This is a genomic window from Rhizobium sp. SL42, from assembly GCF_021729845.1.
Classification (GTDB): Bacteria; Pseudomonadota; Alphaproteobacteria; order Rhizobiales; family Rhizobiaceae; genus Allorhizobium.
On record NZ_CP063397.1, the window covers coordinates 660,873 to 675,001 of the forward strand.

A 14,129-nucleotide genomic window follows, 5' to 3' on the forward strand; every position below is an offset into this window, starting at 1 on the left:
AATTGACTAGATATGTGATGCCGCATCGCGACAATTTCAATATGCGGTATCTCACGATGTCTCGAGGTCGGCAAGTGAGGTGCGCATCACGTCTTCCGGAAGCTTAATCACCGTCCCGGTTTCCGTGTAGATCAGCAGGCATTCGATCGGCTTTGTTGGATAGAGCGGCTTGAGAATTTCGCTGTAGATCGCCAGCTGCGCGCGATGGGAAAGCGGCACATCCCGCACGTGATGAGGCGAGTTGCGGTTGGTTTTGTAGTCGACCAGCAGAACACGGTCTTCCAGCACGGCCATCCGGTCTATGCGGCCGGATACGGCGCGAGGTTCGCCTTTCAGCATGAGCGTGCCCATAACGGACACTTCCGGCTGGCTCGCATTCGAAAACAGGGGTGCCAGGCCGGGTGCTTCGAGCACGGACATCACGGTATCTACGAGGCTCTCCCGCTCCGGGCGCGGCCAAAACCGTGCGGCGCGGTCCGCATAGCGCTGTGCTGCCTGAACCCTGTCGGAGGCTGCGATTGCCGGGAGTGTCTGCAGCATGCGGTGAACCAGCCGGCCGCGCTGAAGCGCAAGGTCGGCCTTCTTGTCCTCGGTGAACAGTGCCGACGCCGTCAGTGTCTCGTCGGTGTCATCGAGAACGATACTGCCGGCGCCCGATGGGCTGAGCGGTCGCGGAAGACTGACGGGCGGGGGCAGAGGTCGCGACAGCGCGGCCGGCAAATGCAACTCGACTTCGTCTGCGACGATCTCGTCCGACAAAGGAAAGACCTTCGAGGAGAGCGGCAGGCGCCATTTGAGCCCCGACCACGCACCATCTGCACCGTTGAATTGCGCAGCGCTGCAGTGGGTTTCGTCACCGGAAAGCGCATCCGCGATCATCCTGTGCCAGATATCGCCCGGTTCCTGCACACCGCGATAGCCACAGATGATCAGCCGGTCGGCGGCACGTGTCATGGCGACATAAAGCAGTCGCCGATATTCCTCTTCCGTTTGGCGCCTTCGCAACTGGCTGTCGGCGTCGGTCAGCGAATTACCGAGCGCCTTGGTCGGCACCCAGATTGGAACCGCCGGCTGAGCCGTGTGTGTCTCAAGGAGGCGAAGTTTGGCGAGATGGTTCGAATTGAAGGCTTTGGATCCGCCATCAACCAGAAAGACCACCGGTGCCTCCAGGCCTTTCGAGGCATGCACGGTCATGATCCGGACTTCGTTTCGCTCCTTGTCTTGCTCGCGCTTTACCTCCGGCGCTTCCATCTCCAGCGTGGATATGAAGGATTGCAGACCGGGCAGGCCGGCGGTTTCAAAGGACAGCGCAAAAGTCAGGAACTCGTCGAGAATATCGCTGACCTCGGTGCCCAGCCTTCCGAGGTAGACACGTCGCCCGCCGTGAATGCCAAGGACCCGGGCATAGAAGTCATGCACCGAGTGAGTGCGTGAAAGCTCGAGGAAAAGCTGTAGCTTCTTCCAGCTTGCCGCCCATGGCGATCCATCGACCTGGGCCAGGTCCCGCAGTCGAGCCCAGAGGCTCTGCTTTTCCGGCCGTTCGGCTGCAAGGTCCAGAAGCTGTTCTTCGACATGATTGAACAGCGGGCTTTTCAGGATGGCCGCCAGGGACAGATCGTCGGCCGGCAGCAACAGGAACCGTCCAAGTGCCAGCATGTCCTGCACCGCAATGTGGTTGGTCAGTTTCAGTCGGTCGGCGCCGGCCACCGGAATGCTGTAGGGCCGCTTAAGCGACCGGGTCAGTGCATTGACAAAGCTGTCGCGCTTGCGCACCAGGACCAGGATATCGCCGGGTTGGATCAACCGCTCGACACCCTTCTCGATGATTGCCTGTTTGCCGACCAGTTCGCTGATCGCGTGGGCTATTCGACGCGCCAGAATGGCGGAGGGCGCGCTTTCCGGTGTTGCATCGAAGGGGGCGGTCCAGTCCTCGACCTTGTCCTGCTTTTCCGCAGCGACCATATCCCAGAGGTCGACTTCGCCCGGGTGGCCGCTACGGCTCGACATATGTACGACCGCGTCGCCGCCGGCGCTGAGGCCACGGAAATTCTCGCTGACGGAAAACACCTGATCGACTGCGGAAAGGATTGCCGAGGTCGAGCGGAAGGAAAGCGGCAGGCGGATCGTATTGAACGTCTGCCCACCATCATGGACCGCCTGCTGCGTTTGTTTTGCCTCGACGGAAAACTGCTCCGGGCGGGCACCCTGGAACGAATAGATCGACTGTTTTTCGTCACCCACGGCAAAGAAGGTGCGCACGCCCGGACGGGCGCTTGCGCCGGAAAAAAAGTCCTCGCGCAGCGACCGGATGACGGACCATTGCACCGGGCTCGTGTCCTGTGCCTCGTCGACCAGGATATGGTCGATGCCCTGGTCGAGCTTGTAGTGCACCCAGGCACCGACATCTGCGCGCATCAGCAGTTCTGCGCTGCGGGCGATCAGATCCTCGAAGTCGAGTTGGGATCTGCGTTTCTTCAGGTCTTCATAGTCTTCGTCCAACCGCACCGCGAGCGTAAGGGCAGCCTTTGTCGCCTCGTACATGCGGAAGATCCGCAGCCTGTCGCGTTTGCCAACCACATGTTCGCGGGCTGCAATCACTGCGTCACGTAACTCGGGCGCCGCCTTGGTCATGGCTGCCGCAATCAGCGAGCTGTCAGCCTTGGGCGCTTCCGCCTGTGTCAGGAAGGCACCATCGAGCAGTTTTGCCCGCTCCAGGGGATCACGTTCGACAAGCACGCGCTCCAGCGTCTCGGCAACCGAGCGAACCTTCTCGCCGCCCTTTTCCAGTGCCAACCGAATGTACTGGGCAAAGAATGGACCGGAAAGGCCGGCAAGAGGCCAATAGGCCTCTGCCCGCGATGCTTCTGTTTCATCGGGACTGATTTCGAAGCGCAGGCGCAAGGCTGCATCAATGCTGCCGTGGCGGGCGGATTCCCGGCGGAATTGCCGTATCGCGTGGCGATTGGCGACAATATCGCTGATCAGCGTTTCCAGCCCGCTCTCATCCGCAATGCCGAGCACCTGGGAGAAGGCTTCGGCCAGATCCGCATCGTCTTCGCTCGACGTCGCCGTCAGCAGCGAGCGGCGGGCTTCGGCGAGAACGGCAACGGCAGCCCGGTCATCGAGAACGCTGAAATGGCCGGCGACATTGGCTTCCAACGGAAACTGGTGCAGCAGCGCTTCGCAAAAGGCGTGGATTGTCTGGATTTTCAATCCGCCCGGCGTCTCGAGCGCCTTGGCAAAGAGCTGGCGCGCGGCCGCAAGCGTCGTGCGGTCCGGTACGCGCTGCTCGATGGCCGTTACGCGCTTGGCAAGTTCGGTGTCATCCAGCGTCGCCCACTCGGCCAGCCGGTCGAAAACACGGTTGGACATTTCCGATGCCGCCGCCTTTGTATACGTGAGGCAAAGGATCGAGGAGGGGCGGGCCCCGGCCAGCAGAAGACGGATGACGCGTTGGGTCAAAACATGCGTCTTGCCGGAACCGGCATTGGCGGAAACCCAGGCAGACTGTCCGGGATGCGAGGCGCGCGACTGCTCCACCGTCGTCCAGTCGATCCATGCGCCAGGATCATCGCCGACCGGCAGGTCTGTGGGTAGGGAAGGGTTGTCACTCATCGGAGCCCGCCTCCTCGCTGTCAGCAGTCGACCATTCGGCGACACGCGCCAGATGATCATACTCGCCGCCATATTTGGTCTGCTCCGCCGGGATCAGCCGCGAGACAAAGCCACGTTCGCCCGATTGCAGGGCCTGGATGAATTTCCCGAGTTCCTCGACCGACTGGACTGCGAGCTCGGCTGCCGATTTGCGGTTGTCACCACGGCCCGAAAGTTCGTTGTTGACCTGGTCCACACAGAAACGGTCACCGGGTCTCAGTCGCACATAGATCAGATTGTCCGGCTTCAGCTGTCCGGCCGAGCCAAAGGCGCTTTCCATCAGCGCTGCGGCCTCCAGCGCCAGCTGCGGATCGAGCAGGCTTCGTGCCTGGGCAGCACTGGGATTGAGGCCCGTCTTGTAGTCGATGATATCAGCATGGCCACCGCCCTTGATGTCGATCCGGTCGGCGACACCGCGGATGGTAATGTTGATCGGTTTCAACACCACATTGCCGCGCACCTCGGTCAATGTTGTCCGGATCTCAGGCCGGCGCGCGCGCTCCCATTTGAGAAAGGACTGCGCCACGCCGTAGAAACGCTGTCGCCAGACGATATCGATATGCAGCGGCAGCGCTTGCTTGAGAAATTCCTCGTCGGTGATCCGATAGAGGATGTCGAGCGCATCTCTCCTGGTGGCATCGTGACCCTCCTTGATGAAGCGATCGACAATGCCGTGATAGAGGGTCCCGCGTTCTGCGGCACCCGGATCCTCATTGAACGGATCGACGGCATCAAGCCGCAAAATGCGTTTGGCATAGGTAGCGTAGGGATCGCGCCTGAACCGCCCGACCTCGCTGAAGGTAAAAGAACGCGGCTGCAGCTCTGCCTTCGGTTTTGGCGCCGGTCTCTGTGCCGGCGCCTGGTTGTCGCCATCGTCCAGCAGATCGACATAGCGACGATAGAGGTCGCCGCGCTGTTTGAGATCCTTCTCAAAACCAGACCCGCCCAGTGCCAGCAGACGCTGCAGCCAGCGCGAAGCAACCGTTGGTGCCGATCCCTGGCGCAGCGAACGCGAAAAGATCAGATTGCGGGTCCCGCAGGCCATTTCGAAATCATGAGCGACCTGGCCAATTTGCCGTTCCGGCGGCTCAAGCCCGACTTCGGCTTTCATCACGCGTGACAGGAAGGGATTGTTGGTGGTCTGGCCCGGCCAGCCACCTTCGTTCATCCCGCCGATCACCACCATGTCGACATTTTGAAGTCGCGCTTCGAGGGTTCCGAAGATGAAAACCCGTGGATGGCGCATCGCCTTCGGTTTCACGGCCTGTCCAGCCATCAGGGCTGCGACAATGTCGATCCATTGCGGGCCGTCGGCCTCGATCCGCCCCTCTGTCGCGATCACCTGCGTGAGGAGCTCGGCCAGCGTGTCGCCGGCCTCTTCGCCCCAGATGCCGGCCAGATCGCCGCGGTCGTCGACGCAGACGGCCTCGATCACCCGGCCGGTGCGTTCGGCCCAGTCCCCAAGCACCAGTCTGTTGGATAGCACGCGGCCATCTGCGGTGCGCACCAGCACGCCCACCAATGGCTCGACGGCAGCGGTCACCCGCTGCGCCAGTTCGCTCGCCAGATCGATGGCTTCATCAGAAAGTGACTGACGCCATTGCGGCGCGTGCCGATCCACGAGATGAGCCGCCAGACCTTGCTCGAACAGCGGCTCCATCTCGGCCAGATCCAGCGATTTGATACCACCGCGCAACGCGATGGTTTCAAGCGCATCGGCGGCAGTACGCGCTGTCTCCGCGTCGAAGCCGAACCGGGCTAGCGGATGCTTGAGCAGGGAGACAATCGCCACCGGATCGCCCGGCCGCAAACAGGCCTCGACCAGAACCTGGGTGAGCATGGCCTGCTGCGTACCGGTCAGCGGCGTGCCGGCCGAATCGTCGGCCTGAATGCCGAAGCGTGCAAGTTCTGCCATCACCCGGCGTGCCAATGCGCGATCGGGCGTAATCAGTGCCACCCGACTTTCGTTGTCGGATCCTGGCTGTTCCAGACCCAGCCGAAGCGCGATCGCGATTGCGGTCGCCTCCTCGCGCTCGTTGGCTGCTTCGATCAGCGCGACATCGCGAAACGCATCCGTCAGCCGATCCGTGGCAAATCCGTCTCGCCAGGCCTTCCAGCCATCGGTTGCCTCGGCCGGGGCCATCGCGCGAGACAGGATTTCCGCGCGGTCGGACAATGCGTCATCCGCTGCCGCGAGAAGCTGTACTTCGTCTCGGCTTATGCCGATCCGGTTGAGCAGATGTGCGAGACCATATTGCGGATGACCTCGCACCGCAGGATTTGGCAGAATGTCGAGCGCTGCGCGGTCGTCGAGTTTGGCCCAGTCCCTGTCCGGCATGTTGGTATCGAGCCCGGGCAGGACCACGACGCCGCGGTCGAGTTCGGCGATCGCGGTGATCAATTCGGCCGCTGCCGGAATTGAACCAGTCGAACCGGCGACGATGATCGGTCCTTCAGTGCCCTGGCGGCGAATGCGATCCGCCTCTGCACGCAGGACCGCATCACGGTGACGGGCCGGCGATGAGCGCATCAGTTCTTCCAGACGGGCCGGCCAGAATGCCGTGGCGATCTTCAGGAATTCCAGCGTCAGTTGCCACCAGGATGCGAAGTTTTCCGCCTTCAGATTGGACAGGTTTTTCCAGTCGCTGCCTTCGGTCTCGGCCGCTTCGATCAGTTCGGTCAATGCACGTGCCAGCCAGACCGCGTCGGCCGGGCTTGCAGGTGCAACGAGCGGCGTATCGGCATGAATGGAGCGCACGATCTCAGGCAACTGGTTTCGCCAGGCGAGGATAAGCCGTGCCAACTCGAGCAGCATCACAGTTCCACTGACCGGAGGGGCCAGATCGAGCGCCGAGGGCGTATCGTGGTCGAAGAAACCGCTGTCGTCATCGGTCTCGCCCAGGGTCCTGATCTGCGGCAGGATCGCCGACCGGCCACCAAGCAGATCCACGAATTCCGACCGCAGGACGCGGGCTGCGCGTCGGGTGGGAACCAGGATAGTCACCCGCGACAGAGACAGCGGATCGGCCGGATCGTAGCGATAGCTGTCGACAAGGTCACCGTCGACCAGCGCACGTGTCAGCATGCGCAGAAATGGCAGACCCGCCGGAATGGTGAAGACCCTTGGCGTGCGACCGCTGGCCATGGCCTACAGGCCCCGACTGACGCGCTGGATGGTTGCTTCCGCCTCGCCGATTGCTTCAGGAGTACCGACGGTCAGCCATTCGCCATCAAGTATCAGGCCCCGCAGACGGCCGGCTGCAATGGCGCGATCGAAATAGATGTTGAGGTTGAACGGTTCAGACGGCGCATCGGCCAGAAAGCCGGGCATCAGCACCAGCGCACCCGCATAGATGACAGGATTTGCATCGCCTGCTGTGTAACGGGCCAAGCGACCATCGGCAGCCAGCGAAAAGTCGATCTTGCCATTGTGTCCGGTCGTCCGCTCCGGGTCGGCGCACAACATGGCGATATCCATCGACTGCGGATCGAACATTGCCGCAAGCCTGCGCAGGTTTGACGGCTCACCCTCAGCTTCGCCGATCCAGAACAGATCGGCATTCATCACGAAAGCAGGGGACGACTTGAGCTGCGTCAATCCCCTAGCCAAGCCGCCGCCGGAATCCATCAGCCGATCCCGCTCATCGGAAATCTTGATCTCAAGACCGTTGAAAGCTCTGAGATGCGCTTCCATCTGGTCTGCGTGGTGATGCACGTTGACGACCGCTGTCTCGACGCCAGCCTCGGCAAGCGCCTCCAGGGCATAGTCGATCATCGGCTTGCCGCTGATTTTCACCAGCGGTTTCGGGATGGTGTCGGTGATCGGCCGCATCCGCGTGCCGAGACCGGCCGCGAGCACCATGGCTTGGGTGATTTTCATTGTGACTACGCCGCTGATTCGGGAAGTTCGATTCCAGCTTCAATACACCAGTCGCGCAAGGGGGCGAGTGCCGGATGTTCGAAAGCGACCGCCAGGTGCCGGAGCGTGCGTGGCATGTGCTTCATATAGCCGTCCTTACCGTCGCGATCTTTCAGCCGAACCCATAGACCACAGAGCTTGCAGGCGCGCTGGGCAGCCATGATCGCCCAGCTTTTCTGGAACAGCCCTTCATCGAAGGTTGGAGAGAGCCGACGGATCGCGAGATAGTCCGCCATCAAACGGTCGGCCAAGGCGCGCTCCACCGTGACCCTCGCATCCTGGATGATCGAGGCGACATCATAGGCCGATGGCCCGATCATCGCATCCTGGAAGTCGAGAATGCCGATCCGGTCGTGGCCGGTCCTGTCACCCCGCCAGATGACGTTGGGCGAATGAAAGTCACGCAGGACAAGCGAGGTTTCGCTGTCTGCAAGCTGATCGATCAAGGCATCCCAGATGTTCAGGTAACTCAGACGCTCGTCGTCACTGACTTTGAGACCGCTGCGTTTCCAAGGCAGGTGCCAGTCGATCAGCAACTCGACTTCCATCTTCATTGCCGTGCGGTCGAAATCCGGGATGCGATGGATCCGCCCGCCGTCTAGGGAAATCTCCCGTTCGAATGGTGTATTGTGGATCGCGGCAAGGCAGGCGACACTGGCCTGGTAGCGCTCCGCAATCGGCCGACCGGCCTCGTCGAGTATTCCCTGGCAGCCAAGGTCTTCGAGCAACAGGATGCCCGCTTCGCAATCGCTGGCCAGGATGGCCGGCGCTGAAAAGCGGCGCTCCCGCAGCGCCTGGTCAATGGCTACGAAGGGATAGACATCTTCGGCTATATGCGCGATTTGCGAGTAGCGTTTGCCGTCCCGGATCGGCGGGCCGTTTGGTCGTTTCGGCGCATCCATCAGGATCAGGCGCGTATCTTCGCCGGCCGGATGGATGGATTCGTAGGCCCGTGTCGAGGCATCACCAATCAGATGCCGGCGCTCTGCATTCGGATAGCCGCTCCTGTCGAGAAAGCTGCGAATCTGCAGCGCTCGCTTGACCCGCGAGAGCGTCGCTTCCGGCGCGGATATGCTCAGATGGCGGCCACCTTCCGGCGTGAAGGAAAAGTGAATGTCGATGGTCGATTTCGGCAATGCCGTACCGGCTTTGTCCGGCCATTCGACCAGGCAGATTCCGTTGGCAAGGGCTTCGTCGAAGCCGAGTTCATCGAGCTCGCTCGGGTCGGATAGCCGGTACAGATCGAAATGCGCAACAGGCAGCCGCAGGTCGTAGCCCTGAACCAGCGTGAAGGTTGGGCTCGGCACTTCAAGTTCGGGATCCTCGGCGATCGTTCGCAACAAGGCCCGGCTGAGTGTGGATTTTCCGGCGCCCAGATCGCCGTGCAGCGCGAGGCAGTCGCCTGCCTGCAGCACCAATGCCAGATCTGTGCCAAGCCGTTTGGTTGCCGTTTCGTCGGGCAGATCCAAGACGATCGGGGGCATGCCGTCACTCATTCGGCGGCGGCGATGGCTTGCGGAACACTGGCTGAGGGAATGCGGCAATGCACGGTGGTGCCGAGGCCCGGTGCGCTGTCGATCGAGACCTTGCCGCTGTGCAGATTGACAAAGCTCTGGACGATCGAAAGACCGAGCCCAGGTCCGCTGCGCTTGCCACCCTTGCCATGCGTCGAGAACCGATCGAAGACGGTGGAAAGCATCTCTTCGCTCATTCCGCAGCCCTTGTCGGTTACCGAGAAGACGAAATCGGTGTCTTCGCGCCAGCATTTCATCGCGACGACCGAACCGTCAGGGGCAAAGTTCACGGCATTTGTCAGCAGCTTTATCAGGATCTGCTTGAGGCGCTGCCGGTCGGCGATCACATAGCCAAGCTGGCTGGCAGCAGCAATCTCCAACGTCACGCCGCCTTCCTGCAGGCGATCCGTCATCTGCATCGATACGTCGTCGAGCAGATCGCTCAGATCAATCTCGGAATAGTCGAGCTGCATGATGCCGGCATCGACGGTCGCGAGATCGAGAATATCGTTGACGATGGTCAGCAATACCGAGGACGAGGTGGAAATATGGTCGACATACTCGGCCTGGCGCTCGTTGAGAGGGCCGATCGTCGGTGTCTTGAGCAGGTCGGTAAAGCCGATGATATTCGTCAGCGGCGAACGCAGCTCGTAGGAAACATGCTGGACGAAATCGTTCTTCAGTTCGTCCGCCTTGCGAAGCGCTTCGTTCTTTTCCTTCAGTGCCCGCTCTGCGCGAACGCTGTCTGTCATGTTGACGAAGGTCAGCATGGTCTGGGCGTTTGGCAGGGGTGTGACGGCATAGTCGAGCACAAGGCCAGAATAGAGCTCCAATGTGCCCTGACTGGACGGCCGTTCGTCTTCGAAGCTGGTGATGATCTTGCCGAAGGCTTTCCAGCCGTCGGGGCGATCGTAGGACGGCGCACAGGTGGCCTCGATCGTGCGAATATGCGTGCCAACGGCGGTCTCGGCGTCGGTGACACCCCAGAGGGCACGGAATGCCGGGTTGGACAGCTGTATACGGCCATCGGGGCCGAAGACGGCAACACCTTCCGAGAGGTGATCGATGGTTTCGCCCTGAACCTGGAGCAGGGTGTTGTAGCGTGTCTCCAGATCGACCTGTTCTGTCAGGTTTTCGAACACCCAGGTTGCGCCGCCTTGTGGATGCGCAGATGCGATGACCCGCAGGGTCTGACCATTCGGCAAATGCCAGAGATCGGTCTGGGTTTCGAGCGATCGGTAGACGGAAAGGGTGTTTTCCTTCCACGCCTTCCAGCTCAGTTGCTCCGGTAATTTGTTCGCCGAGCGCAACCGGTCGAGAATTTCGGCATTGTCGGGTTTCGATTCCAGGAATTTCGGCTCCAGTGCCCAGAGCGCGACAAAGGCCTGGTTGTAAAACTGCAGTCGACGCTCGCCGTCGAAGATCGCGACCGGCGTACCGAGGTGATCGAGTGTTTCCGCGTGGCTTTTCAACGTACGTGCCAGTTCCTCGCGCAAAGCTTCGGTTCCGGAGACATCGATTGCCATGCCGCACGAACCGCCGGGACCGCGGATATCGACAACATCGAAGAAAGTTCTCGCACCGCGCACGGCCGTCGAGACGGTGTCGTGGAACGGCGATTCCGGTGTCGTGCTCGCCTTGATCTTCTCGCGCGTCAGGCTGCTGAGGACTTCGCGTCCTTCCTGGATTGCCTGGTCGGGAGAGCTAGCTTCGACCGCTTCGCAATAGGCCTGGTTGACCCAGGTGAGGCGTCCGTCGCTGTCACGCTGCCAGACCGGTTGCTCGATCGAGTCGAGCAGGGATTCGAAGGTCGCAATGGAACTGCGCAGACGATTGCGCTCGATCTTCAACTCGGCCAGTTCCGCGCGCAGGTTGTTGAGCGCGACGAAGTGGGCCAAGGCCCGGCCGCCCGACAGGCGACCCTGAACCTCGATGACTTCACCCCGCTGCGTCTCGACGACAAGGTCAAAGGTTTTGGCATGTGAGCGCAACGCTTCGATCGCTTTTTCGAGCTCGCTCGCAGAGTTAGGCTTCAGCCAGCGTCCAAGTGCCAGGAACTCGTTGTCCGATTGCGGAGCCCCGGTATCGGCCGGCAACTGGCCGAGGAATTCCGCCTTGCCGTTTTGCCCGTCCCACATCACGATACGCCGACTATTGTCCGCGATTACCGCATGATAGCCGGAAATTTTCTGCTGGTTGTCCGACAGCGTCGAGCGGATGTCGCGGTTTTCGGATTCCAGGCGATTGCGTTGGCGGATCAACAGGATCGAAGAAAACACCGCAGCAGAAACCACGCCGATGACGAGCGCGTAACCCGCCATATCGACGCTGGTGAGCAGTGGCGTTCCGGCCTTATCGCTAGCTTGGGCATGCGCAAGGGTCGGCAGAAGCAGGCCGGCCAGCGCCGAACCGTTTGCCAGGACACGGCGCCATGAAGCCGCCGCGTGTATGCGCGCGGTCGAGCGAAGGGATTGCCCCTGTTGATGTGTCGTTTGCCGCCAGAGGCCAGATTTAGACGCCGTCATAGCCGTCTCCCGCGAAAGCGGGTCGCATTGATGTACCGACATGCTCGGTCTGTCTCCGTCTTATTATGTGCCGCATCGTCGACAAGACATCCGATTTCGAGTCCACGCCCATCGGGCGGTCCACGAATCAAGTCCTAAACAATACCGCCGATGGAAAGTGTCGGGAAGGCCGGCGGGCAAAAAAGAAGGCGCGGCATTTGTCAATGCCGCGCCTACCATATCTGGTATTATCCAGAGATTAATTAATAGCGATAGTGTTCAGACTTGAAAGGACCCTGCTGAGTGACGCCGATATAGGCAGCCTGCTCGCCAGAAAGTTCCGTCAGCTTCACGCCAAGTTTGGCGAGATGCAGACGAGCGACCTTTTCATCGAGGTGCTTGGGCAGGACGTAGACGTCGTTCTTGTATTCGCCGGGCTTGGTGAACAGCTCGATCTGGGCCAGAACCTGGTTGGTGAACGAGGCGCTCATCACGAAGGACGGGTGACCGGTGGCATTGCCGAGGTTCAGCAGGCGGCCTTCCGACAGAAGGATCATGCGGTTGCCCTTCGGGAACTCGATCATGTCGACCTGCGGCTTGACGTTGGTCCACTTGAGGTTCTTCAGCGCAGCGACCTGGATCTCGTTGTCAAAGTGGCCGATATTGCCGACGATCGCCATGTCCTTCATCTCGCGCATATGCTCGATGCGGATGACGTCCTTGTTGCCGGTCGTGGTGATGAAGATGTCAGCCGAATCGACGACGTCTTCCAGCGTGACGACTTCAAAGCCATCCATGGCAGCCTGCAGGGCGCAGATCGGATCGATTTCTGTCACCTTGACGCGGGCGCCTGCGCCGCGCAGCGATGCCGCCGAGCCCTTGCCGACGTCGCCGTAGCCGCAGACGACGGCAACCTTGCCGGCCATCATCACGTCGGTACCGCGGCGGATGCCATCAACCAGCGATTCCTTGCAGCCGTACTTGTTGTCGAACTTCGACTTGGTGACTGAATCGTTGACGTTGATCGCCGGGAAAGGAAGGAGACCCTTCTTCGACAGTTCGTACAGGCGATGCACGCCCGTGGTGGTTTCTTCGGTGACGCCTTTGATCGCGTCGCGCTGCTTGGTGAACCAGCCGGGCGTTGCTGCCAGGCGCTTCTTGATCTGCGCGACCAGGATTTCTTCTTCTTCCGACTGCGGATTGGAGAGAACGTCCTCGCCTGCTTCGGCGCGGGCGCCAAGCAGGATATACATGGTGGCGTCGCCGCCATCATCGAGGATCATGTTGGAGAAGCCACCATCGGTCCATTGGAAGATCTTGTCGGTGTATTCCCAATATTCGGTGAGTGACTCGCCCTTGACGGCAAAGACCGGAATGCCGGCGGCTGCGATTGCGGCAGCGGCATGGTCCTGGGTCGAGAAAATGTTGCACGAAGCCCAACGGACTTCGGCGCCGAGCGCGACCAGGGTCTCGATCAGAACACCCGTCTGGATCGTCATGTGCAGCGAGCCGGTGATGCGCGCACCCTTGAGCGGCTTGCTGTCGCCGAATTCGTTGCGGCAGGACATCAGGCCCGGCATTTCGGTTTCAGCGATGTCTAGTTCCTTGCGTCCGAAATCGGCAAGACCGATATCGGCAATGACGTAGTCATGTTGGCTCATGGTGTTCTCCGGCTAAATTTGGCCTGGCTCCCCCGTTCACGAACGGGACCGATGCGAATGTGCCGCCCGCAACAATCGTTGCAGGCCATGCCGCCTCTGTAACAGGGATCAGGTGCGTTGGCAATTAGACATAAAGAAGTCTTTATGTCTTTATGTTCGATCGGTTAAATCTCTTCGCCGAACTTGTCGGCAATCAGCGTTTCCAGCGCCTCGATGACGGCGGTTGCCTGGTTGCCGGTGGCGCTGACATGGATCGAGCATCCGGGGCTCGCCGCCAGCATCATCAGTCCCATGATCGACGTGCCGCCGACGGTGGTGCCGTCCTTGGACACACTCACGGCTGCATCGAAGCCGCCGACCATCTGGACGAATTTCGCCGAGGCGCGTGCATGTAGGCCGCGTTTGTTGATGATCAGCATTTCACGGGCGATCGGACCAGTCATGATCTCTTACTTTCCGCTGAGCACACGGCTGGCGACGTTGATGTATTTGCGTCCGGCTTCGGAAGCCTCGACCAGCGCCCTGTCCATGTCGTTGTCGCCACGCACGCCGGCAAGCTTGATCAGCATCGGCAGGTTGACGCCGGCGATGACCTCGATCCGGCCATTGTTCATGACGGAAATAGCCAGATTGGAAGGAGTGCCGCCAAACATGTCGGTAAGGATAATCACGCCGTGGCCATCATCTGCCCGCAGAACCGCGTCAAGAATGTCCTGACGACGCTGGTCCATATCATCTTCCGGGCCAATCGAAACGGTCTCGATATTTTTTTGTGGGCCGACGACATGCTCCACCGCATGGTGAAACTCTTCAGCCAGCTTGCCATGTGTGACAAGCACAAGTCCGATCATTCTTTACTGCCCCTTAGCGCAAACAT

Annotated in this window: 8 protein-coding genes; all 8 read right to left on the bottom strand. The window is 60.7% G+C overall.

Translation table 11 applies throughout. The annotated features are described in order from the left end of the window. Window positions 1-51: 51 nt before the first annotated feature. Window positions 52-3,615: a double-strand break repair helicase AddA gene (gene addA / locus IM739_RS02955; RefSeq protein WP_237369761.1), complete on the bottom strand. Its 3,564-nt coding sequence runs from the start codon at window positions 3,613-3,615 to the stop codon at window positions 52-54. Further along, the gene (gene addB / locus IM739_RS02960) at window positions 3,608-6,799 is read right to left on the bottom strand and encodes a double-strand break repair protein AddB (RefSeq protein WP_237369762.1); all 3,192 of its coding nucleotides are present in this window, start codon (window positions 6,797-6,799) and stop codon (window positions 3,608-3,610) included. The genes addA and addB overlap by 8 nt, the downstream gene beginning before the upstream one ends. Before the next feature lie 3 nt (window positions 6,800-6,802). After that, window positions 6,803-7,534 (bottom strand): nucleotidyltransferase family protein, encoded by a 732-nt coding sequence (locus IM739_RS02965; RefSeq protein WP_237369763.1) that lies wholly within the window; start codon window positions 7,532-7,534, stop codon window positions 6,803-6,805. Window positions 7,535-7,539: 5 nt separating this feature from the next. Continuing rightward, entirely contained in the window at window positions 7,540-9,057 is a 1,518-nt protein-coding gene (gene tsaE, locus IM739_RS02970; RefSeq protein WP_237369764.1) for a tRNA (adenosine(37)-N6)-threonylcarbamoyltransferase complex ATPase subunit type 1 TsaE, read from the bottom strand. Between the two features lie 8 nt (window positions 9,058-9,065). After that, window positions 9,066-11,654 (bottom strand): ATP-binding protein, encoded by a 2,589-nt coding sequence (locus tag IM739_RS02975; protein ID WP_442981082.1) that lies wholly within the window; start codon window positions 11,652-11,654, stop codon window positions 9,066-9,068. A 200-nt stretch (window positions 11,655-11,854) separates the two neighbouring features. After that, the gene (gene ahcY, locus IM739_RS02980) at window positions 11,855-13,252 is read right to left on the bottom strand and encodes an adenosylhomocysteinase (protein WP_237369766.1); all 1,398 of its coding nucleotides are present in this window, start codon (window positions 13,250-13,252) and stop codon (window positions 11,855-11,857) included. Between the two features lie 164 nt (window positions 13,253-13,416). After that, on the bottom strand, window positions 13,417-13,695 hold the full coding sequence (locus IM739_RS02985; protein ID WP_237369767.1) for an HPr family phosphocarrier protein: 279 nt from the start codon (window positions 13,693-13,695) through the stop codon (window positions 13,417-13,419). Window positions 13,696-13,701: 6 nt separating this feature from the next. Next, a complete protein-coding gene (locus IM739_RS02990) occupies window positions 13,702-14,103 on the bottom strand; it encodes a PTS sugar transporter subunit IIA (protein ID WP_237369768.1) in 402 nt (133 codons plus the stop codon). Between the last annotated feature and the right edge of the window lie 26 nt (window positions 14,104-14,129).